The sequence below is a fragment of the Bradyrhizobium sp. LB13.1 genome (assembly GCF_054056815.1).
Genome location: NZ_JBSRYQ010000001.1, coordinates 4,773,800 through 4,796,844 on the forward strand (window position 1 = coordinate 4,773,800; position 23,045 = coordinate 4,796,844).

At 62.6% G+C, this 23,045-nt stretch carries 16 protein-coding genes and 5 pseudogenes; 13 read left to right on the forward strand and 8 right to left on the reverse strand.

The genetic code is table 11. The features are described 5' to 3' along the window. Positions 1-146: 146 nt before the first annotated feature. From ACVWYI_RS22785 to ACVWYI_RS22795, 3 genes and pseudogenes are all read right to left on the reverse strand, one after another. A pseudogene (locus tag ACVWYI_RS22785) lies at positions 147-1,058 on the reverse strand (ComEC/Rec2 family competence protein); the annotation flags it as partial. A gap of 95 nt (positions 1,059-1,153) precedes the next feature. Further along, on the reverse strand, positions 1,154-1,387 hold the full coding sequence (locus tag ACVWYI_RS22790; protein WP_279664231.1) for a DUF2171 domain-containing protein: 234 nt from the start codon (positions 1,385-1,387) through the stop codon (positions 1,154-1,156). A 131-nt stretch (positions 1,388-1,518) separates the two neighbouring features. After that, positions 1,519-2,270: pseudogene (locus tag ACVWYI_RS22795) on the reverse strand (IS5 family transposase). A 329-nt stretch (positions 2,271-2,599) separates the two neighbouring features. On the opposite strand from ACVWYI_RS22795, the pseudogene ACVWYI_RS22800 reads away from it, so the two are divergent. Continuing rightward, positions 2,600-3,930, forward strand: a pseudogene (locus ACVWYI_RS22800) (MFS transporter). Between the two features lie 64 nt (positions 3,931-3,994). Here ACVWYI_RS22800 and ACVWYI_RS22805 read toward each other — a convergent pair. Then, a complete protein-coding gene (locus tag ACVWYI_RS22805) occupies positions 3,995-4,357 on the reverse strand; it encodes an SPW repeat protein (RefSeq protein ID WP_456663271.1) in 363 nt (120 codons plus the stop codon). Between the two features lie 243 nt (positions 4,358-4,600). Between ACVWYI_RS22805 and ACVWYI_RS22810 the strand changes: the two genes are divergently transcribed. Both ACVWYI_RS22810 and glnA read left to right on the forward strand, forming a co-directional pair. Continuing rightward, a complete protein-coding gene (locus tag ACVWYI_RS22810; protein WP_354104969.1) occupies positions 4,601-4,783 on the forward strand; it encodes a hypothetical protein in 183 nt (60 codons plus the stop codon). 126 nt (positions 4,784-4,909) lie between these two features. Next, positions 4,910-6,340, forward strand: a complete 1,431-nt coding sequence (glnA, locus tag ACVWYI_RS22815; protein WP_456663272.1) for a type I glutamate--ammonia ligase — start codon at positions 4,910-4,912, stop codon at positions 6,338-6,340. A 258-nt stretch (positions 6,341-6,598) separates the two neighbouring features. Here the strand turns inward: glnA and ACVWYI_RS22820 are convergent, their stop codons facing one another. Together ACVWYI_RS22820 and ACVWYI_RS22825 are read right to left on the reverse strand one after the other, a co-directional pair. Further along, positions 6,599-6,991 carry a nuclear transport factor 2 family protein gene (locus tag ACVWYI_RS22820; protein ID WP_354104783.1) on the reverse strand — a complete coding sequence of 131 codons (393 nt, stop codon included), beginning with the start codon at positions 6,989-6,991 and terminating at the stop codon, positions 6,599-6,601. Positions 6,992-7,007: 16 nt separating this feature from the next. Further along, complete coding sequence (locus ACVWYI_RS22825) at positions 7,008-8,684, reverse strand: glutamine--tRNA ligase/YqeY domain fusion protein (RefSeq protein WP_456663273.1); 1,677 nt, start codon at positions 8,682-8,684, stop codon at positions 7,008-7,010. A 144-nt stretch (positions 8,685-8,828) separates the two neighbouring features. Here ACVWYI_RS22825 and gltX point away from each other — a divergent pair, with 144 nt between their 5' ends. The 10 genes and pseudogenes from gltX to ACVWYI_RS22875 all read left to right on the forward strand — a co-directional run bounded on the left by gltX (position 8,829) and on the right by ACVWYI_RS22875 (position 20,995). Further along, complete coding sequence (gene gltX, locus ACVWYI_RS22830; RefSeq protein ID WP_456663274.1) at positions 8,829-10,256, forward strand: glutamate--tRNA ligase; 1,428 nt, start codon at positions 8,829-8,831, stop codon at positions 10,254-10,256. Between the two features lie 158 nt (positions 10,257-10,414). Then, positions 10,415-11,719, forward strand: a complete 1,305-nt coding sequence (gltA, locus tag ACVWYI_RS22835; protein WP_456663275.1) for a citrate synthase — start codon at positions 10,415-10,417, stop codon at positions 11,717-11,719. Between the two features lie 284 nt (positions 11,720-12,003). Further along, a pseudogene (locus ACVWYI_RS22840) lies at positions 12,004-13,183 on the forward strand (ROK family transcriptional regulator). Positions 13,184-13,240: 57 nt separating this feature from the next. Beyond that, on the forward strand, positions 13,241-14,527 hold the full coding sequence (locus ACVWYI_RS22845; RefSeq protein ID WP_456663276.1) for an ABC transporter substrate-binding protein: 1,287 nt from the start codon (positions 13,241-13,243) through the stop codon (positions 14,525-14,527). Between the two features lie 77 nt (positions 14,528-14,604). After that, positions 14,605-15,453: a carbohydrate ABC transporter permease gene (locus ACVWYI_RS22850; protein ID WP_456652016.1), complete on the forward strand. Its 849-nt coding sequence runs from the start codon at positions 14,605-14,607 to the stop codon at positions 15,451-15,453. Next, positions 15,446-16,303 carry a carbohydrate ABC transporter permease gene (locus tag ACVWYI_RS22855; protein ID WP_247349472.1) on the forward strand — a complete coding sequence of 286 codons (858 nt, stop codon included), beginning with the start codon at positions 15,446-15,448 and terminating at the stop codon, positions 16,301-16,303. Before ACVWYI_RS22850 ends, ACVWYI_RS22855 begins: the two co-directional genes overlap by 8 nt. A gap of 10 nt (positions 16,304-16,313) precedes the next feature. Next, positions 16,314-17,423, forward strand: coding sequence for an ABC transporter ATP-binding protein (locus ACVWYI_RS22860; RefSeq protein ID WP_456663277.1), 1,110 nt, complete (start codon positions 16,314-16,316; stop codon positions 17,421-17,423). Next, positions 17,420-18,189, forward strand: a pseudogene (locus tag ACVWYI_RS22865) (SDR family NAD(P)-dependent oxidoreductase). Before ACVWYI_RS22860 ends, ACVWYI_RS22865 begins: the two are co-directional and overlap by 4 nt. Before the next feature lie 264 nt (positions 18,190-18,453). Beyond that, on the forward strand, positions 18,454-18,702 hold the full coding sequence (locus ACVWYI_RS22870) for a hypothetical protein (RefSeq protein ID WP_456663278.1): 249 nt from the start codon (positions 18,454-18,456) through the stop codon (positions 18,700-18,702). A gap of 7 nt (positions 18,703-18,709) precedes the next feature. Then, positions 18,710-20,995 carry a hypothetical protein gene (locus ACVWYI_RS22875; protein WP_456663279.1) on the forward strand — a complete coding sequence of 762 codons (2,286 nt, stop codon included), beginning with the start codon at positions 18,710-18,712 and terminating at the stop codon, positions 20,993-20,995. Here the strand turns inward: ACVWYI_RS22875 and lpxB are convergent. Both lpxB and ACVWYI_RS22885 read right to left on the reverse strand, forming a co-directional pair. Continuing rightward, positions 20,992-22,176: a lipid-A-disaccharide synthase gene (gene lpxB, locus ACVWYI_RS22880; protein WP_247447377.1), complete on the reverse strand. Its 1,185-nt coding sequence runs from the start codon at positions 22,174-22,176 to the stop codon at positions 20,992-20,994. The genes ACVWYI_RS22875 and lpxB overlap by 4 nt on opposite strands. Further along, positions 22,173-23,030, reverse strand: coding sequence for an LpxI family protein (locus ACVWYI_RS22885; RefSeq protein ID WP_247447419.1), 858 nt, complete (start codon positions 23,028-23,030; stop codon positions 22,173-22,175). Before ACVWYI_RS22885 ends, lpxB begins: the two co-directional genes overlap by 4 nt. Positions 23,031-23,045 lie beyond the last annotated feature (15 nt).

The window sequence follows — 23,045 nt, forward strand, 5'->3', positions numbered from 1 at the left end:
ATTTTTGGGAAGCATATGGGACGCAAACCGGTGACCAATAGTGACCATTGGCGAACCGATCCGCCACGTGCTTCTGGCCGTAAGCCATTGAAATCTGTGGATGTTGACGCCTAGTGACCGTTAGTGACTGGCTAGGCTATCTGTTAACCGGAGATCGAGAGCACGTGACCGAGGCCGGAGATGAACATCGCGTCGTTGACGGGCGTGGTGATCGCATCGCGCCGGCCGGTGAGCAGCGCAGTCGCGATCGCGCGGCTGTCGCCGTCGAGCGTGGCGCGGATGCGCGCGTCGATCGCATCGCGCAGGCTTTGCATGAAGGCTGCGTAACGCAGCCGCAAGCCGCCAGTCTCAGGCGGCGCCGCCACCGTGATTGCGCCCATTGCAAAACCGGAGGCTCCGATGCCCTGGAAGAACATGTCACGCGAAAAGTCGTAGCTGCCGGGCCGCACCGGCGCGAGCGGCGGCATCAGCCGCGCCTTCAACTGCACGAAGCTGCCGACCTCCGGCGCGGTGCCCTTGCGGACCGACAGGCGAACGCGCTCGAGCCTGACGTCGCTGCGCTGCGCCTCCATCGCGGTAACGCGCAGCACGAAACGGTCGGTGCGCTCGCGGATGTCGCGAGCCTCGACGAAGCCCGACAACGACACCGAGTAGAGCGACTTTGCCAGCACCGGGTGGGCGATGCGCGCCGTCTTCCAGGTCGCGACGGTAAAGCCGGCCGCGACCGCCGCGATCATAATCGCCGGCGCGAACAGCCGGCTCCGCCGCAACAGAGCCGCGCCAAGCATGAGCGCGACGGCGGTCGTGGCAACGACCCACAGCACCGGCTCATGATCGGCGGAGAAATAAAGCGCGATGCCGCAGCCGAAAGCCACGGGCACCCACGGCAACAGCCGCCCGGCGCCAGCCTCGGCGCGTACCCATGCGCGCAGGATCTCGACCAGCGATGTCCAGAGGTCGAGACCCGCAGGCGCAAGGCCGCCCGCGGACGCAACGCGGCCCGCGGGCCAAGTCCCCGCGATCCCCTGCGACCGTACCGGCCGGCCCGGCTCCGCCATTCCCTGCACCTGACGATACGCAACGAAGGCCGAAGCTACCGGAACGTGCAGGCGGGCGGATAGCGGTACGGATCAGGAACGAAAGGGCCGAGCCGCTACTTTTCCTCTTCCATCGTCACGGCGACATCCGCCTTGGCCGACAGCCGGACCTTGTTGCCCTCGACATCGGCGACGAGGCCCTTGTCGATGAAGTGATGGTGACCCCTGTGGCTGCCCTCGCCGCTGTCCTTCTTGGTCAGCTTGATGCGGTTGCCCTCGACACGGTCGACGGTGCCGACATGGACGCCGTCGGCGCCGATAACTTCCATATGCTCTGCGATATTCTGCATGGTGGATTCCTTGTTGGACCCACACAACGCCTGAGAGGTCTTTCCGTTCGTTCGAGACAAAATCGCCCGGCGCGGTCGGGCGACCGTTCCATCTCAGGACGGGTCAGCCTCGGTTTAGGGTCTGTTGGGATTCATCTGGAGTTTATCGCGGCCGCGGCCAGATAGATCATTGAAGTGAAGCTCTGGTCGGTCTTGTCGGCGCGCATTGCGATGCGCTTGAATTCCTTGAGCTTGCCGAAGAAGTTCTCGATGAGATGCCGCCATTTGTACATCTCCTTGTCGATGGCGAGAGGCTGTGCACGGCGCGGATGCTGGGAGATGACGACTTTGGCGCCACGCGCTTCGACTTCGGCGATGATGGCGTTGCTATCGAAGGCCTTATCAGCGATCAGCGCGTTGAAGGCCAATCCCTCGATGAGCGGCGGCACGCCCACCGTATCGAAACGCTGTCCCGGCAGGAGCACGAAGCGCACGAGATTGCCGAGCGCATCGGTGAGCGCCAGAATTTTGGTGGTCATGCCGCCTTTCGAGCGGCCGATCGCCTGGCTTTGCGTCCCCCTTTTGCGCCCTGACCGTGGCGGTGGACCTTGACGATGGTGGCGTCGACCATGGCGTATTCCATGTCGGGATCGTCGGAGATGGCCTCGAACAGCCGCTTCCAGACATCCGCCTTCACCCAGTCGCGAAAGCGCGTGAATGTGCTATTCCAGTGGCCGAACATCGCCGGCAGATCCCGCCAGGGACTGCCGGTTCGGGCGATCCACAGAACGGCCTCGACAAACAGTCGGTTGTCCTTGCCGCTGCGGCCCGGATCTCCCGGCTTGCCAAGACAATGCGGCTCCATCTTCGCCCATTGGGCGTCAGTCAAAACGAATCGGTCCATCCCAAGCTTGAATCACAACCAAGCCCCGATGAGAATCCTGAATCCCAACAGACCCTAGGTCGATTGAGCCGAAAGTCTCATAAGACGCCAGCCCCGGCGGGATTACACTGCTTCTATGCCTCCCCGGCAGACGGGCAGGTCGTGATAGCTCGCGGTACCGAAGAGACCGCTGGAGCTCTTTCTCAGGTGGCTCAAGCGTCCCTGAGACCAGGCGGTGCGGACGCAACTCGCCATTCTCGCCTGTAGCGTCACGCACCAAGCGTACTCCGCGAGCAAATGGGTGCTGAAAGGCGCCAGGAGTAGCGTTTTGAATTTGATAGGAGCAGCACATGGCAGTTCAAGTACCGAGCGATTTTCGCCGCGTGATTGTTGCTGCGTCGGTGGGAAACGTTATCGAATGGTATGATTTCTATATCTTTGGCAGCCTGGCCGCAGTTCTGTCGGTCAAGTTCTTCGAGCAGTCCCACCCGGTTGCAGCCCTCCTCAGCACGATCGCGCTGTTCACTGCGGGCTTCCTGATCCGCCCGCTGGGAGCCTTCCTCTTTGGATGGATGGGCGACAGGGTCGGACGAAAGTATACGTTCCTCATCACGCTGAGTGGAATGGGACTGGGTACGGGGGCAATCGGGTTGATACCAACCTACCAGTCCATCGGTCTGACGGCGGCGTTCGTTCTGTTCGGCTTGCGCATGATCCAGGGTCTGTGCCTGGGCGGCGAATATGGCGGCGCCATCACCTATGTCGCGGAGCATGTGCCGGACGACAAGCGCGGCTACTACACCGGCTGGCTACAGACCTCACCGACTCTCGGCATCGTGGTGTCACTGGCCGTGATCGTCCTGACACGGACCTGGTTCGGCAATCAGGTCTTCGACGAATGGGCCTGGCGCGTTCCGTTCCTGGTGTCATTCCTGCTGGTGGCCATCGCGATCTACATTCGGCTCCAGCTCCAGGAGAACCCCATCTTCCAGGAGATCAGGGCGCGCGGGCAAATGACGACGAATCCGTGGAAGGAGGCCTTCCTCAGCTCCAACATCAAATACATCGGGATCGCGATCGTGGTCCTGATCGGACAGGGCGTGGTCTGGTACAGCGGCCAGTTCTGGGCGCTGTACTTCCTGCAGCAGGTCTCCAAGGTGGATGCGGGGTGACCTCGGCCTACATCGTGGGCGCCGCGCTGTTGATCGCAACACCGAGCCTGATCTTCTTCGGCTGGCTGTCGGATCAAATCGGCCGCAAGCCGGTGATCCTGGGCGGCATGCTGCTCGCCGCGATCACGTACTATCCGCTGTATCTGTGGCTGGGAACGGTCACGCAGCCCGGCAACATCAACTACCCGATCGCGATCTTCATCATCTTCATCCTCGTTTGCTACGTCGGGATGGTCTACGGGCCGGTTGGCGCATTCCTGGCGGAATACTTTCCGGCTAGGATCAGGTACACGTCGGTATCGGTGCCGTACCACATCGGCAACGGCTGGGGTGGCGGATTGGTGCCTTTCATCACGTCGGCCGCGTTCGCGGCGACCGGCAGCGTCGGCTACGCGCTGATCTACCCGATTGCGGTGCCAGCGGTGTGTTTCGTGCTCGCGCTCTTCCTGATGCCGGAGACGCGCAAGATCAGCATCTGGCAACCGATCGAGCCCAGAACCGCATCGTAACGTGATCACCTCTCCTCCGGCCGCCAGCCGATGGCGGTCGGAGAAGAGCCGGCAACCTCTCGTCTCAGCCGGCGCGGTGAGGCCAATGATCGTGCCACCAGGTACTGAAGTTGTGATCGGTCATCAATTCCCAGACAGCAAACAAGATCACCAATAGGCCCGACACTACGCTGCTGATCGCGGCCGATACGGGCTCATAGCCGACGGACCAAGGCGCCACCACCAGAGCCAGGCCCAGCAGCATTTCGCCCCATTCTTCCAGGTAGGACGGGATGACAAAGGCTTCCATGGCAAACAGCATGACGCCGAGCCCGAGTGCGATGGTGAACCAGACGGCTGCCCCGGATAAACCCAGGACAAAGGACGACAGGACCAGCCATACGCCCACCAACAGGCTGGCTGCGTCTTGCCAATGTTGGATGCGCATGATGCTCACCTCCCTTCTGGTACTTATGTGGGGACGCACCGATGAAAATCATCCGTCCGGCCTGCGTTGTGTTGCCGCGACTGCCGGTCAAGAACCGGCGTTCAATCCTGGCCGCCCATGCCCTGGAAAGGGCCCTTGCGAGTGCGGCGCACCAGGATGCAGACTGTCGGAGCTTGACAGGTGTCAATGTCTACCGTTCTCGGCTCACCCAATTCGCGCCCGGAACAAGAGGGAGATGACGCCATGCGAGAAATGGAAATCCACGACTATGCGCGGCAGTTGCTGGAAGCCCATGGCCCCAAGGCCATCGCGGAGGCCGCTCAAAACGCCATCGACCTCGAGCAGAAGGGCGAGCTCGAATTGGCAAAAACCTGGCGGCACATCGAAGACGCGATGAAGCTGATGCGCGGGCCACTCCAAAGCTGACTGCCCGCGCGCGAAGCTTGCCTGACTGCGGCGACAAGGCCGAACGTGGACCACAGTCCGTCGCGAGCCGCTCGGTTGCGGCCGAACGGCAACGCGATCTCAGGACGCTGATCTGGGAGCGAAGCCATGGTTGCGAAATGTGCGACAGCCGAGGATCTCGTGAAGGCGATCAAGGACGACAACTTCCAGATGATCGATTTGCGGTTCACAGACCTGCCGGGGGCGTGGCAACATTTTTCCGTCCCGCCGAGCGCGGTGAGTGCCGATGCGCTCAATGAGGGCATTGGATTCGATGGCTCATCGATCCGCGGCTTCCAGGAGATCCAGGAAAGCGACATGCTGGTGGTCGCGGATCCGGCGACGGCCTTCGTCGACCCCTATAGTCAGGCAAAGACGCTGGTCCTCATCTGCAACATCAGAGACCCGGTGACCGGCCAATCCTATAGTCGGGATGCCCGCTACATCGCCCAGAAAGCCGAAACCTACCTCAAGGGCACCGGGCGCGCCGATACGAGCAATTTCGGCCCGGAAGCGGAGTTCTTCGTATTCGACGACGTGCGCTACGGACAGGGCATCAACTACGCGATGCACGAAATCGACTCCAGCGAAGGCAGCTGGAACACCGGCGCAGAGGAAGCGCCGAATCTAGGCCACAAACCGCGCCCGAAGGAGGGATACTTTCCCGTTCCTCCGACCGACAGCATGCAGGCGCTACGCACCGAAATGGTGCTGACGATGGAATCTCTGGGGATCCAGATCGAAGCCCATCACCATGAGGTCGCAACCGGCGGCCAAAACGAGATCGACATGCGCTTCACCACCCTCACCCGCATGGCCGACAACCTGATGATCTACAAATACGTGGTGAAGAACACCGCGCATCAGCACGGCAAGACCGCGACATTCATGCCGAAGCCGCTGTTCGAGGACAACGCTTCGGGCATGCACGTTCACCAATCGCTGTGGAACGGTGAGACCAATCTGTTCTACGACAAAGGTGACTACGCCGAGTTGAGCCAGCTCGGCCGCTACTACATCGGCGGGCTATTGGGCCACGCCTGGGCGTTGTGCGGGCTTTGCGCCCCCACCACGAACTCCTATCGGCGTCTGGTTCCGGGCTATGAAGCTCCGATCAACCTGGTCTATTCCCAGCGCAATCGCTCAGCCTGCTGCCGGATTCCGATGTATTCGCCAAATCCACGCGCAAAGCGCGTCGAGTTTCGTTCGCCAGATCCATCCTGCAATCCCTATCTGGCCTTTGCCGCGATGCTGATGGCCGGCCTTGACGGCATCGACAACCGGATCGACCCGGGCAGCCCGATCGACAAGAACCTGTACGACCTCCCGCCTGCGGAGGCGAAGGAGGTGAAGTCGACGCCGGGATCGCTGGATCAGGCACTTGACGCGCTCGAGCGCGATCACGCATTCCTGCTACGCGGCGATGTCTTCACCGCCGACGTGATCGAAACCTGGCTCGACTACAAGCGAAAGAAAGAGGTCGATCCTGTCCGGCTGCGCCCGCATCCCTACGAGTTCCATCTCTACTACGACATCTAGCCGACGGTGGCCGCGCAGTCGCAAAGCCCGCGGCGACCGCAGCGATCATCACGGCAAACGCGAACAGCTGGCTTCGCCGCAGCAGCAGGGCGCAAGCGAAGAAAGTAGATATTCATCGTCATTTCGGGGCGCGACGAAGTCGCGAGCTGTTATGCGCAATTGCGCATCTGAGAATCCATAGCCACCGATCGGGGTTATGGATTCCGGGCCTGGCCCTTCGGGCCATCCCGGAATGACGCAGCGAGCGGGCAAAGCGGCCTATTGCTCGATCAGCGCGGTCTTTGAAGACACGTGATGGCTCGCGATCTTCCAGTCGCTGTCCTCGCGGACGATCACCCAGGTGATCTTGACCGAGAGCGGCGCGGCCTCTTCGCCGAAGTCAAACGAGGCGATACCTGCCATACTGATCACGTCAGGGACGACCGGCGCCGCCACCACCTCGGAGAAGCCGACGCGCGGTTTACGCCATCGCGGCAGGCCGTTGAAATAGTCCGCGACGCCGTCTCTGCCCCGGTAGAGTTTCGGGTTGGAGCCGAAGAAGAACGCGTTCTTCGCATAAAGCGATGATAGCGCCGCTGCATCGAGTGTGGCGAAGCCGGCGCGCCATTTCGCGATGATGGCGGACACGATGGCGTCGGCTTCGTTGCTCATTGTCCCTCAACCCTCGTCATCCCTTGGCGACTTCCTTCGCGAACGTGTCGCGCAAACCGATGGTCCTGGAAAATACCGGCTTGCCGGGCGTCGAGTCCTTGTCGCGGATGAAATAGCCCTGGCGCTCGAACTGCATTGGCTCGGTGGAATTGCTCTCGGCAACCGATGCCTCGACTCGCGCATCAGCGAGAATCTCCAGCGACTGCGGATTGAGATCGGTAGCAAAATTCGAGGCGTCCGGGCTCGGGTTCGCAAAGAGCTGGTTGTAGATGCGGATTTCGGCCGGCTTCGACGCTGCCGCCGACAGCCAGTGCATGGTGGCCTTGACCTTGCGGCCGTCGGGCGCGTTGCCGCCCTTGGTCGCGGGATCGTAGGTGCAGCGCAGCTCCACCACCTCGCCGTTATCGTTCTTGATCACGCCGGTGCACTTGACGAAATAGGCGTAGCGCAGCCGCACCTCGTTGCCCGGCGACAGCCGAAAGAACTTTTTCGGCGGGTTCTCCATGAAATCGTCCTGCTCGATATAGAGCTCACGGCCGAACGTGATCTTGCGCGTGCCGGCGCTGGGATCATCGGGATGGTTGATCGCCTCGAGCTCCTCGACCTGTCCTTCCGGGTAGTTCTCGATCACCACTTTCAGCGGCCGCAGCACCCCCATACGCCGCTGCGACGTGCGGTTCAGCTCCTCGCGGATGCAAAACTCGAGCATGCCGACGTCAACGACGCTGTTGGCTTTGGCCACGCCGATGCGCTTGACGAATTCACGAAGGGCCGCCGGGGGCACGCCGCGGCGGCGCATCCCCGCCATGGTCGGCATGCGCGGATCGTCCCAGCCCGCGACATGCCCCTCGCGGACGAGCTGGGTCAGCACGCGCTTGGACAGCAGCGTGTAGGTCAGGTTCAGCCGCGCGAACTCGTACTGGTGCGGCTTCGACGGCACCGGCAGCTTCTCGATGAACCAGTCGTAGAGCGGCCTGTGATCCTCGAACTCCAGCGTGCAGATCGAGTGCGTGATGCCTTCGATGGCGTCCGACTGACCGTGGGCGTAGTCGTAGCTCGGATAGATGCTCCACTTGGTGCCGGTGCGCGGATGATGCGCATGCAGAATGCGGTACAGCACCGGATCGCGCAGGTTGATGTTGCCCGCACCCATGTCGATCTTGGCCCGCAGCACGCGCGCGCCGTTGGGGAATTCGCCCGCCTTCATGCGGCGGAACAGGTCGAGGTTTTCATCCACGCTGCGATCGCGGAAGGGCGAATTCTTGCCGGGCTCGGTCAGCGTGCCGCGCGCACGGCGAATTTCCTCCTGGGTCTGGTCGTCGACATAGGCCAGCCCGTCGCGGATCAGTTGCTCCGCCCATTCATAGAGGCGGTCGAAATAGTCCGAGGCGAAGAACAGGTTCTTGCCCCAGTCGAAGCCGAGCCAGCGCACGTCGGCTTGGATGGAATCGATATATTCCTGCTCTTCCTTGACCGGATTGGTGTCGTCGAAGCGCAGATGGCAGCGGCCCGGAAACTCCTGGGCGATGCCGAAATTGAGCGCGATCGACTTGGCGTGGCCGATATGGAGATAGCCGTTCGGCTCCGGCGGGAACCGGGTCACGATCTCCTTGTATTTGGCCTGATCGAGGTCGGCCTGGATGATGTCACGAATGAAATCGCGCCCAACCTCAGTCGCCACCGGTTCTGTCATTACGAAAATCCTGTAGGGAAATCAGCGGCCCTTCTGCCAAATTCGGGACGCTGAGCCAAGGCCTTAAGCGGTCCGCTGCCGGGCTTTAGTTATGCCCCGGTCCTGCTATATACCACCGCCTCCAATGCATAGGCCCTGCCAAGAATGACCGATTCCGTCGTCACCCGCTTCGCTCCCTCGCCGACCGGTTTCCTCCATATCGGGGGTGCCCGCACGGCCCTGTTCAACTGGCTCTATGCGAAGAAGCACGGCGGCAAGATGCTGCTCCGGATCGAGGACACCGACCGGGAGCGCTCCACGGAGGCCGCGATCGGCGCCATCCTCGACGGCTTGAAATGGCTGGAGCTCGGCTGGGATGGCGACGTCATCTATCAGTTCAGCCGCGCCGCCCGCCACCGCGAGGTCGCCGAGCAGCTGCTCGCCGGCGGCAAGGCCTATCGCTGCTACGCCACCGCCGAGGAGCTCACCGCGATGCGCGAGAAGGCGCGCGCGGAAGGCCGCACCCGCCTCTATGACGGCCTATGGCGCGACCGCGATCCGGCGACGGCTCCAAGCAACGTAAAGCCGACGATCCGGCTGCGCGCGCCGCAGACCGGCGAGACCGTGATCGAGGACCAGGTCCAGGGCCGCGTGGTCTGGCAGAACGAGAACCTTGACGACCTCGTGCTTTTGCGCGGCGATGGCAATCCGACCTACATGCTCGCGGTAGTGGTCGACGACCACGACATGGGCGTCACCCATGTCATCCGCGGCGACGACCATCTGATCAACGCGGCCCGCCAGAAGCAGATCTACGATGCGATGGGCTGGACGCTGCCGAGCATGTCCCACATCCCGCTGATCCACGGCCCGGACGGCTCAAAACTGTCGAAGCGCCATGGCGCGCTTGGCGTCGATGCCTACCGCGCCATGGGATATCTCCCGGCCGCACTCCGCAACTACCTCGTGCGGCTCGGCTGGAGCCATGGCGACCAGGAGATTTTCTCGACCGAGGAGATGGTCGCCGCGTTCGACCTCGCCAGCGTCGGCCGCGCCGCGGCGCGCTTCGATTTCGCCAAGCTGGAAAACCTCAACGGGCATTACATCCGCAATGCCGACGATCAATCACTCGTGAAGATGTTCGAGGACGTGCTCGACCACATCGTGCCCAGCCGCGACGAGCTTAAGGCCAAGTTAAATGACACCACGCGCGCGCAGCTCTTGAAGGCCATGCCGGCCCTGAAGGAGCGCGCCAAGACGCTGATCGAGCTGATCGACAGCGCCTATTTCATCTTCGCCGACCGGCCGCTGGAGCTCGATCCGAAGGCGGCGGCGCTGCTGACGCCGGAAAACCGCAAGCTGATCGGCCAGCTTCATTCCGCGCTGGAGAAAGTCGAGACGTGGAGCGGCGCCGCCACGGAAGCCGCACTGCGTGCTTTTGCCGAGGAAAATAGTCTCAAGCTCGGCGCGGTCGCCCAGCCGCTGCGGGCGGCGCTGACCGGACGAACGACGTCGCCTGGTATATTCGAGGTTTTGGACGTCTTGGGACGCCAGGAGAGCCTGGGCCGGCTCAAGGACCAAGCCAAGGCCTAGTCTACGACGTAAGTCGACCATGCGTGGCGCCATCTTGCAGCGCACACAGCAATAATATACCCATCTCACCCGTACCTTCTGGAACATCCGGCCTGCCCCAACATCTGCTTAGGGGCCTTCCGGGTCCGGCCCGTTTCACCATACATCGGGGACCTCTGATGGACGCAAAACCAAGCAACAAGACCGCCACACTGACGGTCGGAAACAAGAATTTCGATCTTCCGATCCATAGCGGCAGCGTCGGGCCTGATGTCGTCGATATAGGCAAGCTCTACGCACAGTCCGGCCTGTTCACCTACGATCCGGGCTTCACCTCGACCGCGAGTTGCCAGTCCAAAATCACCTATATCGACGGCGACGCGGGCGTGCTGGAATACCGCGGCTATCCGATCGAGCAGCTCGCCGAGAACGGCGACTTCCTCGAGACCTGCTACCTCTTGCTCTTCGGGGAGCTGCCGACCGCCGCACAGAAGAAAGATTTCGACGACCGCGTGATCCATCACACGATGGTCCACGAGCAGATGGCCCGCTTCTTCCAGGGCTTCCGCCGCGACGCCCATCCGATGGCGATCATGGTGGCCGCGGTCGGCGCGCTCGCCGCGTTCTATCACGACTCAACCGACATCAACGATCCGAAGCAGCGCATGATCGCTTCCATGCGTATGATCGCGAAGATCCCGACGCTGGCGGCGATGGCCTACAAGTACACGGTCGGCCAGCCCTTCGTGTACCCGAAGAACTCGCTGAAGTTCGCCGAGAACTTCCTGCACATGTGCTTCGCGGTGCCGTGCGAGGAGTACAAGATCAACCCGGTGCTGGCTGACGCGCTGGACAAGATCTTCATCCTGCACGCCGATCACGAGCAGAACGCTTCGACCTCGACGGTGCGTATCGCCGGCTCCTCCGGCGCCAACCCGTTCGCCTGCATCGCCGCCGGCATCGCCTGCCTGTGGGGCCCGGCGCATGGAGGCGCCAACGAAGCCGCGCTCGCGATGCTCGCCGAGATCGGCTCGGTCGACAACATTCCCGAGTTCATCGCCAAGGTGAAGGACAAGAACTCTGAAGTCCGCCTGATGGGCTTCGGTCACCGCGTCTACAAAAACTACGATCCGCGCGCCAAGATCATGCAGAAGATGTGTCACGCCGTGCTCAAGGAGACGGGCCATGGCGACGATCCGATGCTCAAGGTGGCGCTGGAACTGGAGCGGATCGCGCTCAGCGACCAGTACTTCATCGACCGCAAGCTCTACCCGAACGTCGATTTCTATTCGGGCATCACGCTGAAGGCGATGGGCTTCCCGGTCTCGATGTTCACCGTGCTGTTCGCGGTCGCCCGCACCGTCGGCTGGATCAGCCAGTGGAGCGAGATGATCGAGGATCCGCAGCAGAAGATCGGCCGTCCGCGCCAGCTCTACACCGGCGTCACCAAGCGCGACTACGTCGCGATCAAGGATCGGAAGTAAGTCTTAGCCTCACGACGTTTGAAACGGCGCCATCGTCTGCGATGGCGCCGTTTTTGTTTGGCGTTCACCTTGGGGTGGGCAAAGCGGAGCGTGCCACCATCTTTCCGCGACCGGCATAGACAGCGTGGGCACGCTTTGCTCTGCCCACGCTACGAAACGGGTTGGACCGCTCCCCTATCTTGCTGCCGCGCACAACAACAAGTCCATGCATCGAGCCGCAAGTGCCTTGACAGTTGAAGCGCTCCGCGCGCAAATCCTTACCCTAAGTAAGAATAACGACAGGGATGGAAATGCCGGAGCAGCCGAGAAGTCGGCGGCAGACGCGTGCTGCCATTTTGACTCATCTGCTTCAGTCGGGCGGCTCGTTTCGCCCGCCGCTGGCCAGGGCCGTGCGCCTGTCGGAAGCGAGCCTGTCGCGCATTCTGTTTGATCTCAAGGCCGAAGGCCTGATCGAGGAGGTGCGGCGCCCTGCCCCTTATGTCGGCGGCCCGACGGGCCTCGTGTCGCTCGACGGCTCGGTCGCGCTCGCGGCCTTCGAGCTGAGCACCCAGCGTCTCAGCGTCGGTGTTGGGGGCCTGTCGGGTGAGTTGCACTACACCGGACACGTGCCGCCTGCCGAAGACGCCGACCGTCGCGACCGTCGGCCGGGCGTTTGGCGAGGCGATGACATTGCTGCGCGACTGGACGCGGCGCCGGCGCATCCCCCTCGCGCAGATCGGCGTCTCCATTCCGGGCCTTGGCCGGTTGGGCGCATCGACCAATCCGATCATTCCCTGCGACGTCGGGCGTATCAGCGAGATGCTCGGCGAGACGTTTGCCGGCGTGCCGGTCGAGTTCACCAATTCGGTGGTCGCGCACGCCATTTTTCACCGTTGCCGTACGGAGAATTATCCATTCAGCGGCGCGCATCTCTTCGTCTTCGTCGGCCAGGGCGTCGCGGGGACCTGGATGGACGATCCGGTCGAGGACGATGCGCTCCAGCCGGTCGAGCTCGGCCACATGGTGTTCGAGCCCGACGGACCGCGTTGCCGCTGTGGTCATCATGGCTGCGTCGAGGCCTATACATCGCTTCCAGCCTTGGCCGAGCTTCTTGGCGTCGCGGAGGCCGAGTTGCTTCAACTCGGCAGCGAATGGGTGACCGCAATGCCGCTTTCGTCGCGCGTGCGGCAGGAGTTGCGCCGGCGGCTGTTCCGGCTTGGCCTCGCGATCGGCAACACGCTGAACGTGAAGCTATGCAACGGCGTCGCGATCAGCGGCTGGCCGTCGCTTCTCATCGAGGACGATCGCAACGCTCTCGTCGACGGGATCGACGCCTGCCTGTTGGGCGGTCGCAAGCATGCGCAAGTGTCGCTTGCTTTCGTGCCGCCGTCGAATGGCAATGATCCGCGGGCGGCGCTGGCATTCGCGGCGTTCTGCCTCGCTTGCCGCGGCGGCATGCCGGCCGCATCGACCGAGGCCGCCTGAGATACCTGATACCGCGCGGCTCTCGCGCGAAAGAGTTCACACCGGGAGGAACTTGCCATGCCGATCACGACAACAAGGCGCCGTCTGCTCGCTGGATCTGCTGCCGCGCTTGCGCTCCCGGCATTTGCCCGCGCGCAAGGCGCGGTCAAGCCGCGCCTGACTGCGATCTCACAATGGTCCGCAGGTAGCGACGGGGCGGCCATCACGGCGCTCGGCAAGAAATTCGAGGAGAAGGGCGGGATTTGGCAGCACTCGCCGGTCCCCGGATTCACCACCGAGATGATGAACAAGCTGCGCGCTCAGATCATGGCCGGCGATCCACCGGCCTGTTCGCAGCTCAAAGGTCCCGAGATTGCAGCCTGGTCGAAGATTGCCCCAACCGTCAATCTCGACGCCCTTGTTGCCGCCGCCGGCTACGAAAAGGTCGTCGCTCCAGACCTTGCACGATTGCATAAGCCGGGGGGCAAATGGATCGCACTGCCGCTGCAGATCTACAGCACCAACATGCTGTTTCTCTCCAAGCGCGCGATGGACAAAGCCAAGGCCGACAAGATCCCCGTCACATGGGCTGACTTCAACGACCTTGCCGAGAAGATGAAGGCGGGCGGTGTCGCCTATCCCATCGCCAACGGTGGTACGCGCCCGGACGATGGACAGAAATTCGAGGCCGCTCTGGCCGGCATCAGTCCCACCTCATACCGCGCAGCCATCATGAATCTCGACAAGAAGGCCTTGGAGGGTCCCGAGATAAAGGCTGCCTTCGCACAGGTGCGCAAGATCGCCGACTGGATGGACCCGAACGTCGGCGCCCAGCACTTTTCGACCAACCTGAAGCGCTTCATCGACGGCGACATGGGCATGATGATCATGGGCGGCTGGGCGCAGGGCGTATTGCGCAATGCCGGTTTCAAGTTCGACGACTTCATCATCGCCCCGGGCCCGAGCGACAATTCCAAGCCGGTTTTCCTGTTGAATGCCGATGCCTTCATATTCTGGCAGCGCAAGGAGCCAGATCTGCAGGCGGGTCAGGCGCTGATGGCCCAACTCGTCATGGATCCAGCAATCCAGACGATGTATTCACAGATCACGGGATCGATACCCGTGCGCACAGATGTCGATCTTTCCGGTGAAGGCTGGTCGGACGGTCAACGGCGGACCGCAGCAGCCCTGAAAGACGCTATCGCCAGCAATCAAGCGGTCCTCAGTCTCGCGCACAACATGGCGCAGGAAAACGGCATGACCGCAGCGATGATCGACGTGATCACGGAGTATGTGAAGAACAAGACGGTTACACCGGAGCAGGCGGTCACCCGTCTTGCAGAGGCCGTCGAGGGCGCGCGTTGACCGACACCGTCTCTCCAGCGACGCGGCCGGGCTGGCCGGCGACCTCTGACCTGGTGCGCCGGCTGCCCGAATACCTGATGATCTGGGTGCCGCTGCTGCTGGCGGCGGGGCATCTCGTCTCGTTCTCGCTGTGGACGATCTGGGTATCGTTCACGCCCTCCACCCTTGTCCCAGTTTCGGGCTGGGTGGGTTTGCGCAACTACACGGCGGTCCTGTCGTCGCGGAACTGGCAGATCGCGTTCGACAACTTGCTGTTGTTTGGCTGCGCTTTCGTGGTGCTGAGCTTGATCACCGGCCTCATGCTCGCGATTCTTCTCGATCAGCGCATTCGCGGCGAGAACGTGTTGCGATCCATCTTCCTGTATCCCCTGGCGGTGTCGTTCGTCGTCACCGGCACGGTCTGGAGCTGGCTGCTCAATCCCGGCCTTGGTATCCAGAAGCTCGCTCACGACCTCGGCTGGACCTCGTTCCGGTTCGACTGGCTGCTAGACCGCGACATGGCGATCTGGACCATTGTCATCGCTGCGATCTGGCAATCTTCGGGCTTCGCCATGGCACTGTTCCTTGCCGGCCTTCGCTCCGTCGACGCGGACATCATCAAGGCCGCGCAGATCGATGGCGCCGGACCTATCCGGATCTATCGGCGGGTCATCTTGCCGACGCTATGGCCGATAACCATCACCGTCGCCGTGATCCAGCTGCAGTTCGCGATTTCGGCCTTCGACCTCGTCCGCGCTCTCACCAACGGCGGGCCCGGAATCGCGACCCAGCTGCCGGCACTCGTCGTCTACGATCTGATGTTCCAACGTGGCCAGCTCGGCCGGGGTGCGGCGGCGGCGGTGCTCATGTTGCTTATTCTTCTCGCGGTGCTGCTGCCGTATGCAGCGTGGCGTTATTTTGAGCGACGGCGGACGACCCATGCGTGATCGAGCCTTCGCACCAAGCCGAATGTTGATCTATCTGCTCGTTTTGGCGATCGCTGCAGCATGGCTCGCGCCATTGGCTGTTGTCGTGCTGAATTCGCTCCGTAGCAACGAGGAGATCGCACAGGCCTCGATGATCGGCTGGCCGAAACAATGGGCCTGGAGCAACTACGCCGTTGCCTGGAGCGGTTTCTGCGTCGCCGAGACCTGCGCCGGCCTCCGGCCGTACATGTTGAACTCCGCGCTCGTCACGATTCCCGCGACGATTTTCTCTACCCTGCTCGGTGCTATCGCCGGTTACGCCGTGTCGCTCTGGCGATTTCGCGGCGATAGCTGGATCTACGGCATCGTGACCCTTGGCCTCTTCCTTCCCCAGCAGATGCGCTTGCTTCCCTGGACCATCGTGTTGCGGGATATCGGTCTCATCAACACGCTGACGGGTCTCGTGCTGATTCACACGATCCAGGGGCTCTCCTTCACCACGCTGTTCTGCCGGAACTACTACGTCGCCATCCCACATGAACTGATCAGCGCCGCGCGCATCGATGGCGCCGGGTTCTTCCGCATTTTCTGGCGCATCATTCTGCCGCTCTCGTCTCCGATTCTGATCGTCACCGTGATCTGGCAGTTCACGCACATCTGGAACGAGTTCCTCTACGGCGTGACATTCACGACCGGCCAGCAACAGCCGGTCACGGCCGCTCTCATTGCGCTATCTGCCGCGATCGCAGACATCCCGCAGCATGGCGTACAGAGCGCGGCGGTGATCATCGCGGCGCTGCCCACTTTGTTGATCTATCTCCTCGGCGGCCGGTACTTCGTGCGCGGCCTGACCGCCGGGGCCGTGAAATGATGGGATTGTCATGGCAGCACTAAGCATTCGCTCCCTGTCGAAGCGCTACGCCAATCTGGAAGTGCTGAAGGGGATCGACCTCGACATCGAGAGCGGCGAGTTCACCGTGCTGGTCGGCCCGTCCGGTTGCGGCAAGTCGACGCTGCTCAACATCGTCGCCGGGCTCGACCGCCCGAGCGCAGGCACCGTGGAAATCGGCGGACGTGTCGTCAACGACATCCCGCCAAAAGACCGCGACATCGCCATGGTGTTCCAGTCCTATGCGCTCTATCCGTCGATGACGGTGCGTCAGAACATCACCTTCGGCATGGAATGCCGCCACGTAGCGAAGGCTGAACAGGAGAAGGCACTGGCGAATGTGGCCCGGCTGCTCCAGATCGAGCCGCTGCTCGGCCGCAAGCCGTCGCAGCTCTCCGGCGGTCAACGCCAGCGCGTGGCGATGGGTCGGGCTCTGGTCCGCGATCCCCTGCTCTTCCTGTTCGACGAGCCGCTCTCCAATCTCGACGCCAAGCTGCGCGTCGAGATGCGGATGGAAATCAAGCGGCTGCATCAGCGCATCGGCGCCACCATCATCTATGTCACCCACGACCAGATCGAGGCGATGACGATGGCGACGCGCATCGCCGTGATGCACCGGGGCGTGGTGCAGCAGTTTGCCGACCCCGATACCGTGTATCGCTATCCCGCTAATCTGTTCGTGGCCCGTTTCATGGGCTCACCGCCGATGAACACGATGCCGGCTCGGCTCGAGGCCGATGCCGGCGGGCCTGTGGCCGTGATCGGCGCAGGAAGGCCGGACGAGGTCCGCCTCCGCCTTGGCCAATACGACGCGGCGGCGCGCTTCGTCGGCCGTGACGTGGTGGTCGGAATCAGGCCGGAATGCATCGCCGAGGGCAATCGCGTGTTTTCCAGCGATGCGCCCGTCATCGTCGACGCGCCGGTGGAAATGGTCGAGCCGACCGGAGCCGAAACGATCGTGCTGCTGCGGCTTGGCGGCGAGCCTGCGCTGGCGCGCATCACGCCGGATATCCGGCCCACGCCCGGGGCGACTGCCTCCTTCGCGCTCGACACGCGGCGCATTTGCCTGTTCGACCCCGAAACGGAGCGGCTGATCGCATGACCAGGACCACCTATTCCAGCCTTGCCGGCCGCGTGGTGTTGATCACCGGTGGCGCCAGCGGCATCGGTGCCGCCTTCGTGCGTGCCTTCGCAGCCCAGAAGGCACGCGTTGCCTTGTTCGACCTCGATGCGAGCGCCGGCGAAGCACTGGTCGCGGAAGTGGCGGCGGCGTCCGGCACCGTACCATTGTTCGTGCCATGCGATCTCCTCGACATTGATGCCCTGCGCGGCGCCATGGCGCAGGTCCACGGATCGCTCGGCGATGCCGCGGTCCTCGTCAACAACGCCGCCAATGATAAGCGCCAGGTACTGGCCGAGGTGACGCCCGCCGAATTCGACTGGACGATCGGCGTCAACCTCAAGCACGTCTTCTTTGCGGCTCAAGCGGTGGTGCCGCAGATGCAGGCGCGCGCGGCGGCGGCTCGATCATCAACATGTCGTCGATTGCCTGGATGCGCGGCGCGCCGGCGCTGCCGGTCTACGCTGCGGCAAAAGCCGCGATCGTCGGCTTCACCAACTCTCTGGCCCGGCTGGTCGGTCCCGACCGCATCCGCGTCAACGCGATAGCGCCGGGGATGGTGATCACGGAGCGTCAGCGCCGGCTGTGGTATCCGGACGAACAGACCATCGCCGAGCTGCGCACGCGCCAGGCCATTCCCGATGCGGTGACGCCCGACGACATCGCCAACATGGCGCTGTTCCTCGCCTCCGACGAGAGCCAGCGCATCACGCGCCAGTGTTTTCAGGTCGACGGCGGGATTGGCTAGCCGCTCCAGGCGAACTGTTCGTTGCAGCTCCTGCGACGCTTCATACCATCCTGCTAGGATCGAAACTGCTCATTGAAAATGCCATAGACCACATCTAAACTGTAGATAGAGTGCGACTAATCATTAGAACGACAGATTGAAACACAGCAGAATTTGCGCGGCATGAAAACCGTGGACTGACCAATACCATTGAAGCTGGATAAGCGCCGCCGGCGCGTGAGCCGGATGGGGAGCTGGATCGAGAACCAACCACGGGGATGCTCCATGGATACGCTTTGGCGGTTCTTTCTAGTCAAGAAGAATCGGGACGTCCTGGCTTGGCTCGGCGGGGGAGCCGTGGTCGCCATAGCGAGCCTATGGACGGCCTACGTCCAACTGCAACCCAAACAAGCCGCCCACGATGTTGCGCCTGTCTCCGCGAACTGCGGCAGCGTAGCGGCGGGCGGAAACATCAGCGGCGCGACCATCGTGATGAACGGACCGAAAGACTCAGATTGCAGCAGTAAGCAATGAGGCAGCAATGTTTCGTGGCACATTCGTCGTTGTAGCCATCACGCTTCTGATCGCGAACACCGTCCAAGCTCAGGTTCAGGCCAACTTTGGAAGTGTGGCGGCCGGCCGCGACATTGTGAATTCCGTGATCAACATCGGCGTCGATGATCTCGTCAAGAAATACAAGGAAGATGCCCAGGATCTGAAACAGAATAATGCAGACCTGAGGCAGAACAATGCAGATCTAAGGCAGTTCAACGCAGAACAAATCACCCGGCTCGCTGAACTTCAGAAGAAGCTCGATCTGAACGAACGACAAATTCGCTCGGCTCTCTTCATTTTGGGCGAAACAAACCTGTCACCGGACCAGCTCGCACCCACATTGGTGCAGATCGCCAGCCAATACAAACTGCTGAGAGACCAGGCCCTCACCAGGCCGACGGACTCTTCAGAGACCTCCACCCTGAAGAACGATGCCCGGAAGGCCATCGACGCCGGGGACCTAGCTGGGGCCGAGGCCCTGCTCGCCAAGGTCGAGGACCTCCAACGGGCAGCGTTGCTCAATGCGACCCGCAATCTCGCCGCCGATGTTGCTGAAACGGCTGCAAGCCGAGGCGAGGTCGCCATGACGCGGTTACGTTACGTCGAAGCCGCGACGCATTTTGCCTCCGCAGGCAACATGTATGCACCCGCATTCGACAGTCCCAAGGCGCTCGACTATCTCGAGCGCGAGGCCGATGCGCTCTATCTGCAGGGCGAAGAGTTCGGCGACGACAAGGCGCTGCACCAGTCCATAGAGCGGCGCAGAGCGCTGCTGGAACGGCTGCCTCGCGACAAGATGGCTCGGGACTGGGCCCGCAACCAGCACAATCTTGGCCTGTCTCTTGACACGATTGCGCAACGCAGCAGTGGCGCCGAGCCCATCCTTCTCCAAAGCATTGAAGCTTACCGCGATGCCCTTCAGGTGATTACGCGAGACAAGTCTCCTCTCGACTGGGCCAACATGCAAAGCAACCTGGGAAGCGCGCTCGCCCAACTCGGAGAGCGCTCTCCCGGGTCCGGGCGAATGGAGGAGGCGATCGCCGCCTACCAGGAAGCACTCAAGGAGTGCTCGCGAGAGAAGGCTCCGCTGCAGTGGGGCGGCATTCAGGCAAATCTTGCGGCCGCCTATCTGAGGATTGCCGAAACCGAGAGCGGCACCGAGAGCTTCGAATTGGCCTTGAAGTCTTTCGATCTCGCTCTGCAGGAGGTTACCCGGGAGCGCGATCCGGCGGCCTGGGGGACGATCCAGAATGACCTAGGTTCGGCGCTGTCCAAATTGGCAACCCGGAATGGCGACCAGAAAATGCTCGCTTCCGCAATCGACGCGTATCGGGCTTCGCTAGCGGTCAAGACGAGGGAGCGATATCCTTACGACTGGGCGACGACGACCTATAATCTTGCTGGCACGCTGTCCGACCTTGCGAAGGACGACTCCGGGGTAAAGCTGCTCGACGAGGCGGCGATCTCCTATCGCGCAGCTCTCCAGGAGATCACGCAGGAACGATCCGGACTGGTCTGGGCAAGAGCCCAGACGAACCTGGGCAACGTGCGGCTACGCCTGGGACGCTTGCGCCCAGGTACAGCCGACCTGGAAGCCGCGCTTGCGGCCTACACGGAGGCAACAAAGGAATGGACAATTGATAGTTCGCCTCTCGACTGGGCCATGGAACAGGACCACATCGGCGACGTCCTCTTCCTGCTTGCGATACGGACTTCGCAATCCCAGCGCTTCCAGGAAGCGGCCGATTCGTATCGACAGGCAATGGCAGTTAATCAGCGTGCCAACCGCATCTTCGACGCAGCCAGGAATCAAGCGGATTACTGTGTGGTGCTCTGGCTGGCGGGCGACCGAACCAGCGACGAGTCCAAGAAGTCGGAAGCACAGCAATCATGTCAGCGGGTGGTGCGTTTAGCGATGGCGGTTGCGAACGCGGGAGATCGGATGCCGGCAGCAACGAGATTTCAAGCGGCCAAGATTCTCGGTGACCTGACCTACAAATTCGTTTTCGTTCGTGACTACGACGAAGCTGTTCGCATAGCAGATTTTGTCATTCCTTCATTTCCCGAACTGAGCTGGGTGCAAATAAACAAGGCGCATGCCTTGATGCTGTCCGGGAAGACGCAGCAAGCTCTTGAAATCTATCAGGGTCTCATCTCAGGTCCCGATGCAGCCGACTTCAAGCAATCAATCCGCACCGACTTTCAACAACTGCGCAGTCTTGGACTCAATGCTCCGCTCATGGAAACTGTCGAAAAGAACATCAAAGACTAGCCTGTCCGGCGGCCCTTGCGCATCGTCGCCAGCACGATGTCGGCGGCAAGCACGCTCGGCGGCTTGTTGCCGGTCGCCATGATCTGATCGAGCTGGACGAACGCTTCGACCTGCTGCTTGCGCAGCGGCGAATCCGTCAACAGCTCCGACAGCGCAGGCGCCAGCTTCTCCGGCGTGCACTCCTCCTGCAGAAACTCCGGGATGACATCCTTGCCGATCACGAGATTGGCGAGGATCACCGAGGAGACGCGGATCGCGCGGCGCAGGATGAAGGCTTCGATCACGCTGACGCGATAGGCCGTCACCATCGGAATGCCCGACAGCGCCAGCTCCAGCGTCACCGTGCCGGATTTCGCGAGCGCTGCATGCGCGATCCGGAAGGCGGCGCGCTTCTCGTTTTCACCAACCACGATCTGCGGCTTGACCGGCCAGTTCGCGATGCCTTCGCGGACAGTCGCTTCGAGATGCGGCGTGGTCGGCAGCATCAGTTCGAACGCGCGGCCTTCCGTCTGCAATCGGCCGAGCGTCGCGCCGAACACGTCAAGATGGTGCCGGATCTCGCTGCGGCGGCTGCCGGGCAGCACCAGCAAAACCGGCAGCTCACCGTCGCGGCGCTTCTGCTCCTCCGCGTTCGGTCGCAGCGACGGCAATTGCTCGATCAGGGGATGGCCGACATAGCTGCATGGCGGTCCGCCGAGCTTGCGATATTCCTCCGGCTCGAACGGCAAGAGGCCGAGCACATGGTCGACATAACCGAGCATGGTCCGCGCCCGTCCCGGCCGCCAGGCCCAGAGCTGCGGCGAGACGTAGTCGACGATCGGGATTGCTGGATTGCGCGCCCGCACGCGGCGGGCGACACGATGGGTGAAATCGGGACTGTCGATGATGACGAGCGCGTCCGGCGCGGACTCGGTCACGGCCTCCACGGTCTCGCGGATCAGCCGCAGGATCTTTGGCAGTTGCTGCACGACCGCGGCGAAACCGACGATCGAGAGCTGCTCGATCGGAAACAGCGTCTCGAGCCCCTCGCGGGCCATGGTGCGGCCGCCGACGCCTACGAACTGCACGCCGTCGCCGAGCCGCTGGCGCAGCACCTTCATCAAGGCGCTGCCGAGCCGGTCGCCGGATTCCTCCGTGGCGATCAGGAAGATCTTGCGCGTGGGATCGCGGCCTTGCATCACGCCGGCAGGCCGATGACGAAGAGATATTTTGTGTCGGCGAACGCGATCATCGCCTGCGGCTCGGCGGCGATGGTATTGCCGGCGACGACGGCAATGCCGGCGAGCCCCGCGACGGCGACGCCCTCGAGGGTGCGCGGGCCGATCGTCGGCAGGTCGAAGCGCAAATCCTGCCCGCTCTTTGGGACCTTCACCAGCACGCCGCGCCCGGTGGCAGCGCGGATGCGGCCCTCTTCGCGCAGGCGCGCCACGCGCGCGAGCAGCGCATCGGTGCCCTCGATATCCTCGACCGCCACCACATGGCCGTCGATCACGACCGCGGCCTGGCCGATGTCGAACGGACCGAGCGCGGTCAGCACCGCGCGTCCGCGCTCGATGTCGGTCTTGCCGGTGTCGCTCGGCCAGGCGCGGCTGATGCAGCCCTCGGGCATCAGCAGGTCGGGCGCGACATCCCGGATCCCGACCATGCGAAAGCCGCCCTGCTCGAGAATGCGCCCGACGCCGGACAACAAATGATCGTCGCCACCGCGGAAGGCGCGGATGACATTGCCGAGCAGCCGGAGCGTTGTGAAGTCGACCCGGACCTCCGAGAGCGAAGGCCGTACCAGCGTGCCGATGAAGATCAGGTCCCGGCAGCCTTCTTCGCGAAACAGCCGCATGGCGCGGCCAAGCTGGCCAACCGAAATCCAGCGGTGACGGAATTTCTCCACTCGCGCCGGATCGCAGGCCCCCCGAAGGGGAAACAGCACCGGTGTGATGCCGCGGGCGGCGAGCGAGTCCGCAACCGCGAACGGCATCGCGCCGCCGCCTGCGACCACGCCGACCGGTGACGAAATCTCCGAAGCCGCCGATGTCATGCCCGCGGCCATCCC